Source organism: Curtobacterium sp. L3-7 (assembly GCF_048756585.1).
GTDB lineage: Bacteria > Actinomycetota > Actinomycetes > Actinomycetales > Microbacteriaceae > Curtobacterium.
Genome location: NZ_CP151474.1, coordinates 1,586,438 through 1,603,139, shown reverse-complemented (window position 1 = coordinate 1,603,139; position 16,702 = coordinate 1,586,438). Strand labels below are relative to the sequence as shown.

Below are 16,702 nucleotides of genomic sequence, written 5' to 3'. Positions count from 1 at the left end.
AGTCGCCGGACCCGTACTCCCCCGAAGGACCGCGATGACCAACGAAGGCCAGCTGCCGTCCGACCTGTTCATGGACCTGGACCGGTCGGGTCCGATGCCCCTCTACTTCCAGGTGGCATCCCGCATCGAGGAGTCGATCCGCTCCGGTGCGATGCCACCGGGTGCCCGGCTCGAGAACGAGATCGCGCTGGGTGAACGGCTCGGGTTGTCGCGTCCGACGATCCGCCGGGCGATCCAGGACCTCGTCGACAAGGGCCTCCTGGTCCGCCGTCGTGGCATCGGGACGCAGGTCGTGCACGGCCCGGTCACGCGCAAGGTCGAGCTGACGAGTCTGTACGACGACCTCGCGCAGGGTTCACAGGCTCCCGCGACGAAGCTCCTCGAGCGGAACGACGTCCCCGCGTCGGACGTCGTCGCCGAGGCCCTCGGTGTCGCGCCGGGGACGACCGTCGCCCACATCCGTCGGGTCCGGTTCGCCGAGGACGTGCCGATGGCCATCCTCGAGAACTACCTGCCGCCGGAGTTCCTCGAGATCACCGACACCGACCTGCAGGAGCACGGCCTCTACCAGCTGCTCCGCGGCCGAGGCGTGACGATGCGTGTCGCGAAGCAGCGGATCGGCGCCCGCGCGGTGACCGACGAAGAGGCGAACCTCCTCGAGATCGAGGACGGCGACCCCGTGCTCACGATGAGCCGGACCGCGTACGACGCCTCGGGCCGCGCGGTCGAGTACGGCGTGCACTGCTACCGCCCCGACCGCTACTCGTTCGAGGTCACGCTCGTCGACAAGTAGGCCTCACGCCGCGGACGGGACGCCGAGCTCCCCGGTCACGTACTGCGCCCGACCGAACCCGAACGACCAGTCCTGCGGGCCGTTCTCGACGTAGCCGATGAAGACGTCCTCGGAAGCGACACCGACGCCGGTGAGTGCGTCGTGGATCGCCGCGTAGAGCGTCGTCTTCGCCTCGTCCGTTCGACCGCGCTGCGTGAAGACCTGGATCATCACGACGCCGCCGGTGCGCTCGAAGCCGAGCCCTGCGTCCTCGGCGATGATCTGGCCGGCCGGGTGTTCCGTGACGATCTGGAAGCGGTCGCGCGGCGGGATCCCGTACACGTCGACGATGGCCGTGTGGATCGCGTCGGCGATGGCGCGGACGGCTTCCGGGCTGCGCCCGGTGGCGAGGTCGATACGGACGAGCGGCATGGCGCCTCCTGCAGTTCGGGACTTTGTCCTAACAAACTAACATGGCTTGCTCCCGAGCACCAGACGGACGGGAGGCTCGGTGCCAGCTGGCACCGAGCCTCCCGTCCGTCTCCGGTTGGGTCTAGATCACGGGGGTCGCCGCTGCGTAGGTGAGCGGTCCGTCGACGCGCGCCACGTCGTGCCAGGCTCCGTCGGCGAGCGAGGCCTCCGCCGCTTCCACGATCGACGCGGCCGCCAGGCCGTCGGCGACCGACGGCGCGAGCTGCTCCCCGCGACGGACGCTCGCGACGAACTGGGCGGCCTCGATGGTCTTCAGGTCGTCGTAGCCCATGGCCGTGCCCGCGCCGGGCTGGAAGCGCGCGAACTCGCCGTCCCCGCCGGCGACGTAGTGCGTCGCGTACCCGTCGACCTCTTGCCCGTCGAGGGACACCTCGAGCTCGTTGAGGCGCTGGAAGTCCCAGCGGACGGATCCCTTCGTGCCGTAGACCTCGATCGTGTACTCGGCGTGCGGGCCGTGCATGACGCGGCTCGAGTCCATCGTGCCGACCGCGCCGTCCTCGAAGCGGAACAGCAGCGCGGCGTAGTCCTCGTTCTCGACCGGCTTCCGTTCGCCAGTCGCAGCCGCGGACCGGTCGACGATCCCGGCACCCGGAAGCGGCCGTTCGGTGATGAACGTCTCCGCCAACGCCGTCACGCTCGCGATGCGCCCGACCACGTACTGCGCCAGGTCGAGGCCGTGCGACAACAGGTCACCGAGGACCCCGGAACCGGCGCGCTCCCGCTCGAACCGCCAGGTCAGCGGCGCTGCCGGATCGGAGGAGTAGTCCGCGAGGAGTGATCCGCGGACGTTCGTGATCCGGCCGAGGCGTCCACTCCGAACCAGCTCGCGGGCGCGTTCGATCGCCGGGGCGTGGCGGTAGTTGAAGCCGACGCTCGTGATCACGCCGGCCCGCTGGACGGCCTCGTGGATCTCGCGGGAGTCGCTGGCGTAGCGACCCATCGGCTTCTCGATCCAGAACGGCTTGCCCGCGGCGGCAGCGGCGACGGCCATCTCACGGTGCAGGAAGTTCGGGGAGCAGATCGACACGACGTCGACCTCGGGATCGGCGAGCACCTCGTGGTAGTCGGCGACGGCTCGCTCGTACCCGAGTCGTTCGATCGCCTGGTCACGGGCGGCCGGGACCGGGTCCGCGGCGACCACGAGGCGCGGCGCGATGCCGAGTTCCGGGAAGTGGTCGGGCAGGGCACGGTAGGCACGGGAGTGCAGCCGCCCCATCCACCCGACCGAGATGAGGCCGACGCCGATCGTGTCCATTGAGTTCCTCTGTTCGTGGTGGTGCGTGTTCGTGGTGTTGCGTAGGGGTGGTGGTGCGTGTTCGTGGTGGCGCCGTCGCCCGGACGCGAGACTCGCCCACGGCGACAGTTCTCGCGCTCTTGAACGCGAGAACCGTCGCCGAGGACGAGCCTCGGATCGCCGAGGACGAGCCTCGGGTCAGCGAGGACGAGTCTCGGGTCAGAGCGGCGGGCGAGTTACTCGGCGGGGACGATGATGTCGCGGACCAGGGCGTCCAGCTGTGCGTCCGCGTCGAGGAACTGCCGCAGGGTCTTCACCGTGGCGCCGAACCGGTCGAACTCGTCGATCGTCATGCCGTTCACGTCGTAGGCGCGGGCGAACTCCGGCGTGGCAGCACGCAGCGCGTCGATGACGTGCGCGGGGACCTCGTCGTCGATGGCATCCGGCCGGAATGGGAACGCGTTGGCGTTGATGTCCTTGGACCACTGGAACGGCGGCGAGACGACGAGGTCGCCGCCCTGGAACTCGGACCACTGCAGCGCGTTGCGGAACGCCGCGACGAGCACGCGGGAACGGAAGCCGCGCTCTTGGAACACCCGGTAGGCGTTCTTCACGGCGGCGACACCCGCCCACTCGAGGATGCCCGGGTCGACCATCACGTGGTCGCGCTGCACCACGGCCTTCAGCCAGTCGTCGAGTCGCCCGGCCATGAGGGTGACGACGTGGCCGAACTCCTGGTCCGGCAGCCCGTCGGCGGCGCGACGGTCGAGTGCACGCTCGATCGCCTCTCCGACGGCGACGACCTGCGGCACCGTGAAGGAGACCGTCGCGTTGATCGACACTCCGCGGTAGGCGGCCTCCTCGATCGCGGCGATGCCGACCTTCGTCGCGGGGATCTTCACGATGATGTTCGGTGCGAGCGCCGAGAACCGGACGGCCTGCTCGACGAGGGCGTCCCGGTCCCGGTGGAGACGCGGGTCCGTCTGCATGCTCAGTCGCCCGTTGCGGCCGCCCGACGCCTCGAACGCCGGGAGGAGCTGTGCAGCGGCGGCGACGGAGAGCTCCTCGACGGCCTTCCAGCCGATCCACGACTCCCCCGCGGTGGGGTGTTCTGCGGCGATCTCGCGGATGCGCGGTACCCAGGTGTCCGGATCCTGCTTGATGCACGTGTAGGCGATCACCGGGTTGCAGGTCGCCCCGACGGCGCCGTACTCGTGGATCGCGGTCGAGAGCTCGCGCGGATCGGCGGAGTCGTTCCAGAGTGCGGTGATCGTCTGCTCCGCCGCCTGGAGGGTGACAGGGCGGGTGTCGACGTCGGAGGAGGCCGGGGTCGCCAGGGTGTCGGTCATCGGTGCAGTCCCTTCGTGATCGTGTCGAGCTGGAAGCGTGAGACCTCGTCGGCGTTCTCGTCCTCGGCGAAGACGCTCGACACCGCGACGGTGTCCGGCCTCGCCGAGAAGCCCACGCGGTCGAGCGCGGCCCAGAACGCGTCGAAGTCGACGTCGCCCTGCCCGACCGGCAGGTGCTGGTGGACGCGGACGGCGTTGCCGGGCGGGTTGGTGATGTAGCGGAGACCGTGCGACCGGTGGTGGTCGTAGGCGTCCGCGACGTGGATCAGCTGGAGCGAGTCACCTGCGGCGTCGATGATCGCGTCCATGTCTCCGCCGTAGTGGAAGGTGTGACACGCCACGTAGACGAAACCGATGTTCTTCGAGTTGAGCCCACGGATCACCCGCAGGGCTTCGAGGCCGTCCTCGACGAAGTCGTCCGGGTGCGGGTCGATGAGCACGCGCAGGTCGGCGTCCTCGATGATCGGCAGGAGCTCCTCCATCGCCCAGTAGAACTGCGCCTCTGATTCCTCGGCGCGCTCCGGACGGCCCGAGAACTCCGTGTTGATCGTGTCGACGCCGAGGCGCTTCGTGATCTCGATGACGCGCTTCCACTGCTTGACGGCGGTCTCGCGGGTCTCCCGGTCGGGCCCGGACCACCGGAGCACCGGCAGCACCGACGCGACCTGGACGCCGGCGTCCGCGCAGGCTGCAGCGAACGCGTCGACGAGGTCGTCGTCCGCCTTCGGGTGTCGGAAGAACGGGATGAAGTCCTTGTGCGGGGTGAGCTGCAGGTACTCGTAGCCGAGATCAGCGACCTTGCGCGGGAACTCCAGCAGCGACAGGTCGTGGTGGAACGGGGTGGGGTCGAGCGCGATCTTCGGCATCAGACGTCCGCGAGTTCGTTCGGAGCGGCGTCGTAGAACGCGGGCTTCGCCGTGGCGTACGTCACGGCCTCGAGGGCACCGGACTGCTGCGCACGGACGGCCACCTCGGCGACGACGGACGCCGTGTAGCCGTCCCACGCGCTCGGGCCGTCGATCCCGCCCTGCTTGGCGGCGTCGACCCAACGCTGGACCTCTTCGTCGTAGGCGGCACCGAAGCGCTCCACGAACGACGGCGTGACGCCCTGGCCGGAGACACCCTGCGACACGAGGTTCAGCGAGGTCTCACGCCCGATGTAGGCGACCCCGGACTCGAACACGGCATCGGTCGTGACCTGGTACCCGAACTGCGCGTTCACGTTGATCTCGACGATCGCCATCGTGCCCGACTCGGTCGTGAACAGCACGAACTGCGGCTCGGGCAGGTCGGCCGGCGCCAGCGAGTTCTTGCGCGGCTTCTTGACCTCGACGCTCGTGATCGCCTCGCCGGTGATGAACGGGATGATGTCGATCTCGTGGATCACCGAGTCGTGGATGAGCATCGACTCGCTGAAGTTCGGCGGGGTGGTCGGGTTGCGGTGTGCGTGGTGCAGGGCGAGCAGTGCGCCGTTCGACCCCGACTCGCGGAGCGCCCGGAGTTCCTGGTAGCCCCTGTCGAATCGACGCATGAAGCCGACCTGGATCTTCGGGCGGTCCGACTTCGCCTGCTCGAGCTCGACGATCCGCAGCGAGTCCTCCGCACTCGTCGTGAGGGGCTTCTCGCAGAGCACCGCGAGTCCGCGTTCGATCGCCGGCACCAGGACCGGCTCGTGCAGGAAGCCCGGGGTCGCGACGATGACGGCGTCGATGGGGGTAGCGTCGAGGGCGTCCTCGAACGACGCGGCGGTGATCGCGCCGGGGGCCTTCGCGGCCGCGGCGGTGGCCCGCGCGGTGTCGGGGTCCACGATCGCGACGACGTCGGCACCGGCGATGGTCGACGTGATGCGGCGGATGTGGTCGCTGCCCATGGCCCCGGCGCCGACGACGGCGACGCGGAGGTTGTCAGTGGTGCTCATTGGATGTCTCCTGGAGGTGGTGGCGCTGCGTGGACGGTGTCGGCGTCAGGACGCGCGGGCGGCGGACGTCGAACCGAAGATGTGCTGGAACGTGCGCTCCGCGATCGGGCCAGGAGCGTCGACCGAGCAGCCGTACATGTCCTGCTCGACGATGCCGAAGACGTCCGGGTTGATCGCGGCCACTGCCTCGATGATCGGCGCGAGCTCGGGGGTGCCGTGCGGCGGCTCGGTCATGATGCCCTGGGAGACGGCGGTCGCGAACGGCACGTCGTTCTTCAGCACGTCGAACAGCAGGTCGGTGTCGACCTGCTTGAGGTGGAGGTAGCCGATGCGCTCGGGGTGCGCCGCGATGAGCTTGAGGTTGTCGCCGCCGTAGTAGGCGAAGTGCCCGGTGTCGAGGCAGAGGTTCGTGTACTGCGGGTCCGTGACCTCGAGGAAGCGCACGGTCTCCTTGTAGGTCCCCACGTGGCTGTCGGCGTGCGTGTGGAACTGCTGGTGGACGCCGAACTCCTCGAGCAGTGCCTTGCCGAGCTGGTCGTGGCCCTTGCCGAGCCGTTCCCACTGCTCGCCCGTGAGCGTCCGGGGTTCCAGGACCTCTTCGGTGGCGTCCGAGCGCCAGAGGTCCGGGATCGTCACGAGGTGCTCCGCGCCGAGCTTCGCCGCGAGTCCGGCCACCGCGACGGCCTGGTCCCACGCGCGCTGGAACTGGTCGTCGCCCTTGTGGAACCCGGTGAAGACGGTCCCCGCGGACAGCTTCAGCCCGCGCGACTCGAGCTCGTCCGACAGCTGCGCGGGGTCGGTCGGCAGGTACCCGTACGGGCCGAGCTCGATCCACTCGTACCCGGCGGCCGCCGCTTCGTCCAGGAAGCGCTGCCACGGGACCTGCTTCGGGTCGTCCGGGAACCAGACGCCCCACGAGTCGGGAGCGGTGCCGATGCGGATCGACGCGGTGGTGGCGTCCGTGGACGGGGCGCCGGTCGGGGTGGCGGTGTCGGTCATGACGTCGTCGTCTTCTTTCTGCACGAGGTGGTGGTGGGGTCAGCCGAGGAGCGGGCGCTGTGCCGCGACCTGCTGCTCGTAGTCGGCGCGTGCGGCCTGGGTGGTGGACAGGGTCGAGGTCTGCGCGACCGGGACGTCCCACCAGCCGTCGCCGTCCGGGGCGTATACGAGCGGGTCCGAGTTGATGTGCACGAGGGTGGTGTGGTCGTTCGCCTTGGCCTGGCGCACCGCGGCCTTGAGGTCCTCGATCGCGTTCGGGCCCGGCTCGACCTCGATGACGTCGACACCGTACGAACGGGCGTTCGCCGCGAGGTCGACGGGCAGGGGCTCGCCGTCCTCGAACGACTGGGTGTCGTCCAGGTAGCGGTACTTGGTGCCGTACCGCTCGGAACCGACGGTCTCGGAGAGGTGCCCGATCGACGCGTACCCGTGGTTCTGGATGAGCACGACGATGATCTTGATGCCCTCTGCCACCGCGGTGACGAGCTCGGTGTGCAGCATCAGGTACGAGCCGTCGCCGACCATGACGATCGCGTCGCGGTCGGGAGCACCCCGACGGACACCGAGGCCGCCGGCGATCTCGTAGCCCATGCACGAGAAGGCGTACTCGACGTGGTAGCCGAGTTCGTCCCGCACGCGCCAGAGCTTGTGCAGGTCGCCCGGCAGCGAACCGGCCGCCTGGATCACGACGTCGCGGGGGTCCGACACGGACTGGACCGCACCGATGATCTCGGGCTGGCCGGGCAGCGCGTTGCCCGACGGCGCGAACGCGGCGTCGACCAGCGCGTCCCACGCGCGCTTCTGCTCGGCGATCTCGGACGCGTACCGGTCCGACACCGAGAACGACGCGAGCGACTCCGTCAGGGCGACCAGGGCCTCCCGGGCGTCCGCGATCAACGGCAGCTGGGTGCCGTGCTTGTAGGCGTCGAACGCGGCGACGTTGACGTTCACGAACGTGACGTCCGGGTTCTGGAACGCCGTCCGCGACGCGGTCGTGAAGTCGCTGTAGCGGGTCCCGATGCCGATGACGAGGTCGGCTCCTGCCGCGATCGCGTTCGCGGCGGCGGTGCCGGTCGCGCCGATGCCGCCGAGGTACTGCGGGTGGTCCCACGCGAGCGCGCCGCCTCCGGCTTGCGACGTGCCGACGGGGATGCCGGTGGCCTCCACGAAGGCCCGCAGCTGTTCGGACGCCGCGGAGTACAGGACGCCTCCGCCGGCGACGATCACCGGGCGCTCCGCGGCCCGGATCGCAGCGACCGCACGGGCGAGCGGCCCGTGCTCGGGCAGTGGACGACGGATGTGCCACTCGCGCGGCTGCAGGAACGCGACGGGGACGTCGAACTCCTCGGCCTGCACGTCTTCAGGCAGCGCGATCGTCACCGCACCGGTCTCGGCCGGGTCGGTGAGCACGCGCATCGCGGCGAGCGCGATCGAGAACAACTGCTCGGGACGCTCGACCCGGTCGAAGAACCGGGAGAGCGGGCGGAACGCGTCCGTGACCTGCAGCGAGGTGTCGTGCGGCATCTCGATCTGCTGGAGCACCGGGTCGGTGGTCCGGGTCGCGAAGGTGTCCGACGGCAGCAGCAGGGCAGGCAGGCGGTTCGTCGTGGCGAGCGCGGCGGCGGTCAGCATGTTCGCCGCCCCGGGGCCGACCGATGCGGTCGCGGCGAAGGTGGCGCGACGGCGGTGCATGCGGGCGAAGCCGACTGCCTCGTGCACCATGGCCTGCTCGTTGCGGGCCTGGTGGTAGGGCAGCAGGCCGGGCTGCTCGACGTGGAGCTGCTTGATGGCCTGACCGACGCCGGCGACGTTGCCGTGCCCGAAGATGCCGAAGATCCCCGGGATGGTGCGTTCGCGGTGGTCGCCGTCGACGGTCCACTGGTTGGCCAGGAACTCGACGAGGGCCTGACCGACGGTCATGCGGCGTGTGGGGGTGGTCACACGTCCTCCTTCTTCGATGCGTAGGGCAGGCGCGGGTCGATGGTCTCGGTCTCCCACACCTGGCGGACCCACCCGTGGGCAGGGTCGTCGGTGATGTTCCACACGCGCTCCGGGTCGGGCCCGGCCATCACGTTGAGGTAGTACATGTCGTAGCCGGGAGCCGCGACGGCCGGTCCGTGCCAGCCGTAGGGCACGAGCGCGATGTCGCCCGTCCGGACTTCACGGAACTCGTCGATCGCGCGGTCGTCCGAGGCGTACGTCCGGTGCAACGCGAACGGATCGGCCGTTGCAGGGGCATCCACGCCACGAGCCACCGCCGACTCGTAGTAGTAGATCTCCTCGAGGTTCGACTCGCCGCCCGGGACGTTCGTGTCGTGCTTGTGCGGCGGGTACGACGACCAGTTGCCGGCCGGCGTGATGACCTCGCACACCAGGAGCTTCACCGCGTCGAGCCCGGCAGGGGTCCCGAAGTTGTGCACCTGCCGCGACGACTGTCCCGCACCGCGGAGCTCCACGGGCACGTCGGCCTTCGCGATGTACCCGACCGGCTTGACGACGTCGGTGGGTGCCTCGGCGACCGCGACCCGTCCCGATCCGGTGATCCGAGCCTCCAGCCCGGACCCGAGGTACAGGACATCGGTGGGCCCCTCGAAGACCCCGCCACGTCCTTCCAGCCCCTGCTCGCCGGATTCGGCGCCGGACCACGCGACGTGGAAGCTCCCCGAGAGCGGCACGACCATGCGCTCGACGGCAGCGGCCGGGAGGCGCAACTCGGCCCCGTCGGACACCGTGCCGGTCCGCAGGCCGGTGTGCTCCCACCCCGCGATGCGCCCGTCGACGACGTCGGTCCAGCCGGCCTCCGGTCGACTCCCGCGCGGGTTGAACCAGTTCTGTTCAGCCATCGGTCGCGTCAGTTGTTCGAGGGGAAGCCGAGGTTGATGCCGCCGTGCGACGGGTCCAGCCACCGGCTCGTGATCGCCTTCTGCCGGGTGAAGAAGCTGACGCCGTCGGCGCCGTACGCCTTGTGGTCGCCGAACAGCGAGTTCTTCCAGCCGCCGAACGAGTAGTACGCGACCGGCACGGGGATCGGGACGTTGATGCCGATCATGCCGACCTGCACGTCGCGCTGGAAGCGTCGGGCCGCGCCGCCGTCGTTCGTGAAGATGGCGGTGCCGTTGCCGAACGCACCGGAGTTGATCAGCTCGAGACCTTCTTCGTAGGTGGCGACGCGCACGACCGACAGCACCGGCCCGAAGATCTCCTCGGTGTAGACGCGGCTGGTCGTCGGGACCTTGTCGATCAGGGTCGGGCCGAGCCAGAACCCGTTCTCGTCGCCGTCGGGTCGGACGGTGCGGCCGTCCACCACGACCACCGCGCCGTCCTGCTCTGCGACCTCGATGTACGAGGCGACCTTGTCGCGGTGCTGCTTCGTGACGAGGGGACCCATGTCGCAGCCGCGACGCCCGTCACCGATGCGCAGCGTGGCGGCACGGTCCTTGATCTTCTCGATGAGCTCGTCCGCGACGGGCTCGACCGCGACGACGACCGAGATCGCCATGCAGCGCTCGCCGGCGGAGCCGAAGCCCGCGTTGATGGCGTTGTCCGCGACGAGGTCGAGGTCGGCGTCGGGCAGCACGAGCATGTGGTTCTTCGCGCCGCCGAGGGCCTGCACGCGCTTGCCGTGCTTCGTGCCGGTCTCGTAGACGTACTGCGCGATCGGCGTCGAACCGACGAACGAGATCGACTCGACGTCGGGGCTCGTCAGGAGCCCGTCGACGGACAGCTTGTCGCCGTTGAGCACGTTGAAGACGCCGTCCGGCAGGCCGGCCTCCTTGAACTTCTCGGCCAGCCAGATCGCGGCGCTCGGGTCCTTCTCACTCGGCTTGAGCACGACGGTGTTGCCGGCGGCGATGGCGATCGGCAGGAACCACAGCGGCACCATCGCAGGGAAGTTGAACGGGCTGATGATGCCGACGACGCCGAGCGGCTGCCGGATCGAGTAGACGTCGATGCCCGTCGAGACCTGGTCGCTGAACTCGCCCTTCAGCAGCTGCGGGATGCTCGTCGCGAGCTCGACCACTTCCTGCCCGCGGGCGATCTCACCGAGCGCGTCGTCGAGGACCTTGCCGTGCTCGCTCGTGATGATCTCGGCGAGCTCTGCCTTGTCACGGTTCAGGATCTCGCGGAAGGCGAAGAGGATCTGCTGACGCTTGGCCAGCGAGAGGTTGCCCCACTTCGGGAACGCGGCCTTCGCACTGGCGATCGCCGCCTGGATCTCGTCCTCGTTCGCCAGCGCGACCTGCTTCGTCGCGACGCCGAGCGCCGGGTCGTAGACCGGAGCAGTGTTCCCTGACGTCGAGGCGACGCGCGCCCCGTCGATCCAGTGGCCGATCGTCGTGGTGACGGTGTCCGAGATGGTCATGCGTTGGTTCCTTCCGAGATGGACGAGTCCATGGTGGTGGGGCCCGCGAGCCGCGCGGCTGGGTCGTGAGCATCCGTGGAGAACCCGGCCCGAGCTCCCTGGGTGTGGACGAGACCCGCTGCGACGTCCACGGCCGTCGCGACGTCCCCGTCCGGCGGGTAGAGCAGGGTCCGTCCGACGACGAGCCCGCGGACACCGGGCAGTGCGAGCGCGTCAGCCCACTTGGCGTAGGTCTCGAGCGGACGCGCCGACGGGTCGCCGCCGAGCAGCAGCGTGGGCAGCGTCGTCGCGGCCATCACGCGCTCCATGTCCTCGACCACGGGGATCTTCAGCCAGCTGTAGGCACTGGACTCGCCGAGCCCCGCGGCGATCGCCATCGAGGTGATGACGGCGTCCGCGGTCAGGTCGTTCACGACCTTGTCGTCCCGCCACGTCGACATGAAGGGCTCGAGCATGATCGGCAGGCGGTGCTGGGCGGCCTCGGTGACGGCCCGGGCGGTCGCCTCGAGTGTCGGTGCGGTGCCGGCGTCCGAGAGGTTGATGCGGACGAGCAGCTTGGCGAAGTCGAGGCCGGCGTCCGCGATGGACCTGGCCGAGTACGCCGTGTACCGGTCGTCCATCTCGAAGGTCGCACCGCGCAGCCCGCCGCGGTTCATCGAGCCGACGACGACCTTGCCGTCGAGGGCGCCGAGCAGCGCCAGGTCCTCGAGGATGTCCGGCGTGCCGAGCACGCCGTCGACACCGGGGCGGCCGAGGGCCGTGACCAGCCGCTCGAGCAGGTCGTAGCGGTCGGCCATCGCGGACTCGTCGTCGCGCACCGCCAGGGCGCCACGGGCCGGGTGGTCCGCGGCGACGATGAAGAGCTTGCCGTCGTCGGCCAGGAGCGGCCGCTTGGTCCGTGCTGCGAGCGTGCTCGCGATCGTCTCCGGCGATCCGGCGCGGACGTCGCGCAGCCGCTGGAAGTCGACACTGCTGATCTCAGGCATTGACCGCTTCTTCCGTCGGGTTCTCCTGCAGGAACGTCTCGATCTCGTCGCTCGTCGGCATCGCGGTGGAGCACTCGAACCGCGTCGCGACGATCGCGCCGGCCGCGTTGGCGAACGCGAGGATGCGCTCGAGGCCCCAGCCCTGCAGCAGGCCGTGGGTGAGCGCGCCGCCGAAGCCGTCGCCGGAGCCGAGGCCGTTCACGACGTCGATGTGGTGCGGGCGGAGCTCGACGAACTCGTCGCGGGTCTTCGCGAGCACGCCCTTGGGGCCCTGCTTCACGATGGCGATCTCGACGCCGCGTTCGAGCAGCGCGTCGGCAGCCCGCACCGGATCGGTCTCCCCCACGGCGACCTCGCACTCCTCGCGGTTCCCGACCGCGACGGTGGCGTGCTCGAGCGCGACGGCGACCTCGCGCGTCGCGGACTCCGGGGAGGACCAGAACATCGACCGGTAGTCCAGGTCCAGCACGGTGTGCACCTTCGTGCTGTGCTCCGACGCGGAGCGAGCAGCGAACGCCGTGTGGTGCGCCTGTCGGCTCGGCTCCTCGCTGAGGCCGGTCACGGTCGTCCAGAACACCTTCGCCCGCTCGATCTCGTGGAGCGGCAGCGACTTGGCGGTGATCATCAGGTCGGGGGCCTTCGGCGCCCGGTAGAAGTAGAGCGGGAAGTCGTCCGGCGGGAAGATCTCGCAGAAGGCGACCGGGGTGTTCAGCCCGTCGACCGTGTCGACGAAGGCGTTGGCGACGCCGAACTCCGGGAGCGTCCTGGCGATGTACCTGCCGAACGGGTCGTTGCCGGTGCGGGTGATGACCGCGGCGTCGGCACCGTGCCGGGCAGCGGCGATGGCGACGTTCGTGGCGCTGCCGCCGACCGACTTCGAGAAGGTCTCGACGTCTTCGAGCGGACCCGTCTGCTGCGGGTAGATGTCGACGCTCACGCGACCCATGGTGATCACGTCGTAGGCGTGGGGAGCTTCGTTCGTCATGCGACGTGCGGGACCTTCCGTGCGGCTTCATCGGCGGACGATCACGACTGTACACCCTCCTTGGCTTAATGTCATGACATGGTTGCCAACCGCTCCAGCGGTCGATCTGGAGGCTCGGATCACCCCCGGAACACCGGTGTCGGTGGGTCCTGGGAAGGTCTGGGCATGGACTTCACCGCCCTGCTCATCGGCCTCCTGGTCGGCGCCGTCGCCGGCGCCGGGATCGCGTGGTCGGTCGCGCGCACCCGATCCGGCGCGGCCGAGGCCACCGCCACCGCGCTCCGTGCGCGCCTGGACGAGGTACGTCGTGATGCCGAGGAACGGCTCGACGCACAGGACGCCCAGTACCGGCGGCAGGTCGACTCGCTGGAACGCCGGGCGGCCGAGCTCGAGCACCTCGTGCAGCGCATGCACGGTGCCGAGTCCGCCCGGGCACAGGACGAATCGAAGGTGCTCACGGCGCTCAGCCCCGTCGCCGAGACCCTCGACGTGATGCGCGCCAAGATCGCCGAGCTCGAACGCTCCCGCAGCGAGCAGTACGGTGCGATCTCCACCCAGCTCCGCTCCGCCGCCGAGTCCGAGGAACGCCTGCGCGCCACGGCCGAGACCCTCGCGAGCGCCCTGTCGGCCAACAGCACGCGTGGTGTCTGGGGCGAGACGCAGCTGCGCAACGTGGTCGAAGCGGCGGGGCTCCTCGAACGGGTCGACTTCGACGTGCAGTCCTCCGTGACGACCGCAGCCGGAGCGGCCCGACCCGACATGATCGTGCACCTGCCCGGCGGCAAGAGCATCGCGGTCGACGCGAAGGTGCCGTTCAGCGCCTACCTGCAGGCGATGGAGATCCCGGCGTCGGCCACCGGCGCCGAGGGTGCGCGCCGCACGCAACTGATGGCGCAGCACGTCAAGGCGCTGCGGGCGCACGTGGATGCTCTCGCCGCCCGGGAGTACTGGTCCGGGTACGACGCCTCGCCGGAACTCACGGTGGCGTTCATCCCGTCCGAGTCGCTCATCGCCAGCGCCCTCGCCGCCGACCCCGGGCTGCTCGACCACGCCTTCCGCAAGCGGGTCGCACTGGCCTCGCCCGTGACGCTCTGGTCGGTGCTCAAGACGGTGGCGTTCTCCTGGCAGCAGGACGTCGTCACGCAGGAAGCCCGCGAGCTCTTCACGATCTCGCGGGAGCTGCACGGCCGGCTCTCGACGATGGCGGCACACGTCGACAAGCTCGGCCGGTCGATCCGGGGCACCGTCGTCGACTACAACCGCTTCGTCGGGTCGCTCGAACGCCAGGTGCTGCCGAGCGCTCGGCGGCTGTCACTCCTCGACGAGTCGAAGGTCATCGCCGAACCCGCCACGATCGACGACGAGCCCCGGCTGCTCACCGCGCCGGAGCTCGTCGGCTCCCCCGACCGCGACTGACCCCGCAGACGGGACGGATCAGAACCACTTCTCGGCGCGGTGGTCCGCCTGGATGCGGCGGATCGTGTTCGAGCGGGACCGCAGCACGAGCGAGTCCGTGTGGATGACGCCGCGCGAGCGACGGACACCGTCGACCAGCACGCCGTCCGTGACACCCGTCGCGACGAAGAACGTGTTGTCGCCCGTGACGAGGTCGTCCTGGTCGAGGACCTTGTCGAGGTCGTGCCCTGCGGCGATCGCCTTCTCACGCTCCTCGTCGTCCTTGGGCTGGAGCTTGCCGAGGATCACACCACCGAGCGCCTTGATCGCGCACGCCGTGATGATGCCCTCCGGGGTCCCACCGACGCCGACGCACATGTCGATCGGCGAACCGGGCAGCGCCGCCGCGATCCCACCGGCGACGTCACCGTCGAGCAGCAGTCGCGTGCCGGCACCGGTCGCACGGATCGCACGGATGAGCTCGTCGTGGCGGGGACGGTCGAGGACGGCGATCTGCATGTCCTCGAGGTCCTTGTGCTTCGCCTTCGCGAGCGCGCGGATGTTCTCGCCGATCGGCTTCTCGAGGTCCAGGACCCCACGGCCGTCGGGCCCGGCGGCGATCTTGTCCATGTAGAACACGGCGGACGGGTCGTACATCGAGCCGCGGTCCGACACGGCCATCACGGAGATGGCGTTCTGGCGACCGGCAGCCGTGAGGGAGGTGCCGTCGATCGGGTCGACCGCGATGTCGCACGCGGGGCCGTGCCCGTTGCCGACGTGCTCGCCGTTGTAGAGCATCGGGGCGTTGTCCTTCTCGCCCTCGCCGATGACGACCACGCCGTCGAAGTTGACCGTGCCGAGGAACTTCCGCATCGCGTCGACGGCAGCGCCGTCCGCGAGGTTCTTCTCACCACGACCGACCCACGGCTGCGCACGGATCGCCGCGGCCTCGGTCGCACGCACGAGTTCCAGCGCGAGGTTGCGGTCGGGCTGCAGGAAGAGGGATCCGGTTTCAGTCGTGGGAGTCACGACTGCCAGCCTACCGACCGGGACCACACCCACCCCGCGGGACGAACGGATGTGCAGACCAGGTCACACTCTGCTGCGGCTGACTACGATCGGACCGGCCACCACCGAAGTCGAAGGAGATCCCAGTGCCCATCGCAACGCCGGAACAGTACGCCGAGATGATCGACCGAGCGAAGGCGGGCAAGTTCGCGTACCCCGCCGTGAACGTCTCCTCGTCCCAGACCATCAACGCGGTCCTCCAGGGCCTGACGGAGGCAGGGTCGGACGGCATCCTCCAGGTGACCACGGGCGGTGCAGACTACTTCGCCGGCCACACCGTGAAGAACCGCGCCGCCGGTGCGCTCGCGATGGCGAAGTTCGCGCACGAGGTCGCCAAGAACTACCCGATCACGGTCGCGCTCCACACCGACCACTGCCCGAAGGACGCCCTCGACGGCTTCGTCCTGCCGCTCATCGCAGCGAGCGAGGAAGAGGTGCGCCACGGCCGCAACCCGATCTTCCAGTCGCACATGTGGGACGGCTCGGCCGTGCCGCTCGACGAGAACATCGAGATCGCCCGCACGATGATCGAGAAGACCCGCAACATCAACGCCATCCTCGAGGTCGAGATCGGCGTCGTCGGCGGCGAAGAGGACGGCGTCCAGCACGAGGGCACCAACGACGCGCTCTACACGACCCCGAACGACGTCGAGCGGGTCGTCGACGCACTCGGCCTCGGTGACAAGGGTCGCTGGATCGCCGCCCTGACCTTCGGCAACGTGCACGGCGTCTACAAGCCCGGCAACGTGAAGCTCCGTCCGGAACTCCTCGGCGAGATCCAGGCCGCCGTCGCCGCCAAGCACGGCACCGGCGAGAACCCCCTCGACCTCGTGTTCCACGGCGGCTCCGGCTCGACCGACGACGAGATCCACGAGGCCGTCCGCAACGGCGTCATCAAGATGAACATCGACACGGACACGCAGTACGCGTTCACGCGCTCGATCGCCGGCTCGATGTTCACCAACTACGAGGGCGTCCTGAAGATCGACGGCGAGGTCGGCAACAAGAAGCAGTACGACCCGCGCGCATGGGGCAAGGTCGCCGAGACGGCGATGGCCGCCCGCGTCGGCGAGGCCGCGAAGGTCCTCGGCTCGGCGGGCAACAGCAAGAGCTGACATCGGCCTGGAGGCTCGGGGCGCGT

15 protein-coding genes are annotated in these 16,702 nt (G+C 69.6%); 3 read left to right on the top strand and 12 right to left on the bottom strand.

All coding sequences use genetic code 11. From position 1 onward, the window contains the following. Positions 1 to 34 precede the first annotated feature (34 nt). Positions 35 to 793, top strand: a complete 759-nt coding sequence (locus AAEP80_RS07840; protein ID WP_281267156.1) for a GntR family transcriptional regulator — start codon at positions 35 to 37, stop codon at positions 791 to 793. 3 nt (positions 794 to 796) lie between these two features. Here AAEP80_RS07840 and AAEP80_RS07835 read toward each other — a convergent pair whose 3' ends face one another. From AAEP80_RS07835 to iolC, 11 genes are all read right to left on the bottom strand, one after another. Beyond that, entirely contained in the window at positions 797 to 1,204 is a 408-nt protein-coding gene (locus AAEP80_RS07835; protein ID WP_413602583.1) for a tautomerase family protein, read from the bottom strand. A gap of 121 nt (positions 1,205 to 1,325) precedes the next feature. Continuing rightward, positions 1,326 to 2,519 (bottom strand): Gfo/Idh/MocA family protein, encoded by a 1,194-nt coding sequence (locus AAEP80_RS07830; protein WP_281267154.1) that lies wholly within the window; start codon positions 2,517 to 2,519, stop codon positions 1,326 to 1,328. Positions 2,520 to 2,734: 215 nt separating this feature from the next. Next, complete coding sequence (locus AAEP80_RS07825; RefSeq protein ID WP_420366610.1) at positions 2,735 to 3,847, bottom strand: transaldolase family protein; 1,113 nt, start codon at positions 3,845 to 3,847, stop codon at positions 2,735 to 2,737. Next, positions 3,844 to 4,713: a sugar phosphate isomerase/epimerase family protein gene (locus AAEP80_RS07820; protein WP_402729051.1), complete on the bottom strand. Its 870-nt coding sequence runs from the start codon at positions 4,711 to 4,713 to the stop codon at positions 3,844 to 3,846. The genes AAEP80_RS07825 and AAEP80_RS07820 overlap by 4 nt, the downstream gene beginning before the upstream one ends. After that, a complete protein-coding gene (locus AAEP80_RS07815; protein WP_420366609.1) occupies positions 4,713 to 5,765 on the bottom strand; it encodes a Gfo/Idh/MocA family protein in 1,053 nt (350 codons plus the stop codon). Before AAEP80_RS07815 ends, AAEP80_RS07820 begins: the two co-directional genes overlap by 1 nt. 45 nt (positions 5,766 to 5,810) lie before the next feature. Continuing rightward, the gene (locus tag AAEP80_RS07810) at positions 5,811 to 6,764 is read right to left on the bottom strand and encodes a sugar phosphate isomerase/epimerase family protein (protein WP_420366608.1); all 954 of its coding nucleotides are present in this window, start codon (positions 6,762 to 6,764) and stop codon (positions 5,811 to 5,813) included. 39 nt (positions 6,765 to 6,803) lie between these two features. After that, entirely contained in the window at positions 6,804 to 8,684 is a 1,881-nt protein-coding gene (iolD, locus tag AAEP80_RS07805) for a 3D-(3,5/4)-trihydroxycyclohexane-1,2-dione acylhydrolase (decyclizing) (RefSeq protein ID WP_413603038.1), read from the bottom strand. A gap of 17 nt (positions 8,685 to 8,701) precedes the next feature. Next, positions 8,702 to 9,607: a 5-deoxy-glucuronate isomerase gene (iolB, locus tag AAEP80_RS07800; protein WP_420366607.1), complete on the bottom strand. Its 906-nt coding sequence runs from the start codon at positions 9,605 to 9,607 to the stop codon at positions 8,702 to 8,704. An 8-nt stretch (positions 9,608 to 9,615) separates the two neighbouring features. Continuing rightward, on the bottom strand, positions 9,616 to 11,127 hold the full coding sequence (locus AAEP80_RS07795) for a CoA-acylating methylmalonate-semialdehyde dehydrogenase (RefSeq protein WP_420366606.1): 1,512 nt from the start codon (positions 11,125 to 11,127) through the stop codon (positions 9,616 to 9,618). Then, entirely contained in the window at positions 11,124 to 12,113 is a 990-nt protein-coding gene (locus AAEP80_RS07790) for a class I fructose-bisphosphate aldolase (protein ID WP_420366605.1), read from the bottom strand. The genes AAEP80_RS07795 and AAEP80_RS07790 overlap by 4 nt, the downstream gene beginning before the upstream one ends. After that, positions 12,106 to 13,098, bottom strand: a complete 993-nt coding sequence (iolC, locus tag AAEP80_RS07785; protein WP_281267146.1) for a 5-dehydro-2-deoxygluconokinase — start codon at positions 13,096 to 13,098, stop codon at positions 12,106 to 12,108. Before iolC ends, AAEP80_RS07790 begins: the two co-directional genes overlap by 8 nt. A 165-nt stretch (positions 13,099 to 13,263) precedes the next feature. Here iolC and rmuC point away from each other — a divergent pair, with 165 nt between their 5' ends. Then, positions 13,264 to 14,514 carry a DNA recombination protein RmuC gene (gene rmuC, locus AAEP80_RS07780; RefSeq protein ID WP_420366604.1) on the top strand — a complete coding sequence of 417 codons (1,251 nt, stop codon included), beginning with the start codon at positions 13,264 to 13,266 and terminating at the stop codon, positions 14,512 to 14,514. Between the two features lie 18 nt (positions 14,515 to 14,532). Here rmuC and glpX read toward each other — a convergent pair whose 3' ends face one another. Continuing rightward, on the bottom strand, positions 14,533 to 15,522 hold the full coding sequence (gene glpX, locus AAEP80_RS07775) for a class II fructose-bisphosphatase (protein ID WP_281267144.1): 990 nt from the start codon (positions 15,520 to 15,522) through the stop codon (positions 14,533 to 14,535). Between the two features lie 125 nt (positions 15,523 to 15,647). Here glpX and fbaA point away from each other — a divergent pair, with 125 nt between their 5' ends. Further along, positions 15,648 to 16,676 (top strand): class II fructose-bisphosphate aldolase, encoded by a 1,029-nt coding sequence (gene fbaA / locus AAEP80_RS07770; RefSeq protein ID WP_402729044.1) that lies wholly within the window; start codon positions 15,648 to 15,650, stop codon positions 16,674 to 16,676. The last annotated feature ends 26 nt before the right edge of the window (positions 16,677 to 16,702 follow it).

Coding starts and splice junctions, on each gene's coding strand:
- AAEP80_RS07840 (WP_281267156.1), top strand. CDS start 35: ATGACCAACGAAGGCCAGCTGCCGTCCGACCTGTTCATGGACCTGGAC.
- AAEP80_RS07835 (WP_413602583.1), bottom strand. CDS start 1,204: ATGCCGCTCGTCCGTATCGACCTCGCCACCGGGCGCAGCCCGGAAGCC.
- AAEP80_RS07830 (WP_281267154.1), bottom strand. CDS start 2,519: ATGGACACGATCGGCGTCGGCCTCATCTCGGTCGGGTGGATGGGGCGG.
- AAEP80_RS07825 (WP_420366610.1), bottom strand. CDS start 3,847: ATGACCGACACCCTGGCGACCCCGGCCTCCTCCGACGTCGACACCCGC.
- AAEP80_RS07820 (WP_402729051.1), bottom strand. CDS start 4,713: ATGCCGAAGATCGCGCTCGACCCCACCCCGTTCCACCACGACCTGTCG.
- AAEP80_RS07815 (WP_420366609.1), bottom strand. CDS start 5,765: ATGAGCACCACTGACAACCTCCGCGTCGCCGTCGTCGGCGCCGGGGCC.
- AAEP80_RS07810 (WP_420366608.1), bottom strand. CDS start 6,764: ATGACCGACACCGCCACCCCGACCGGCGCCCCGTCCACGGACGCCACC.
- iolD (WP_413603038.1), bottom strand. CDS start 8,684: ATGACCGTCGGTCAGGCCCTCGTCGAGTTCCTGGCCAACCAGTGGACC.
- iolB (WP_420366607.1), bottom strand. CDS start 9,607: ATGGCTGAACAGAACTGGTTCAACCCGCGCGGGAGTCGACCGGAGGCC.
- AAEP80_RS07795 (WP_420366606.1), bottom strand. CDS start 11,127: ATGACCATCTCGGACACCGTCACCACGACGATCGGCCACTGGATCGAC.
- AAEP80_RS07790 (WP_420366605.1), bottom strand. CDS start 12,113: ATGCCTGAGATCAGCAGTGTCGACTTCCAGCGGCTGCGCGACGTCCGC.
- iolC (WP_281267146.1), bottom strand. CDS start 13,098: ATGACGAACGAAGCTCCCCACGCCTACGACGTGATCACCATGGGTCGC.
- rmuC (WP_420366604.1), top strand. CDS start 13,264: ATGGACTTCACCGCCCTGCTCATCGGCCTCCTGGTCGGCGCCGTCGCC.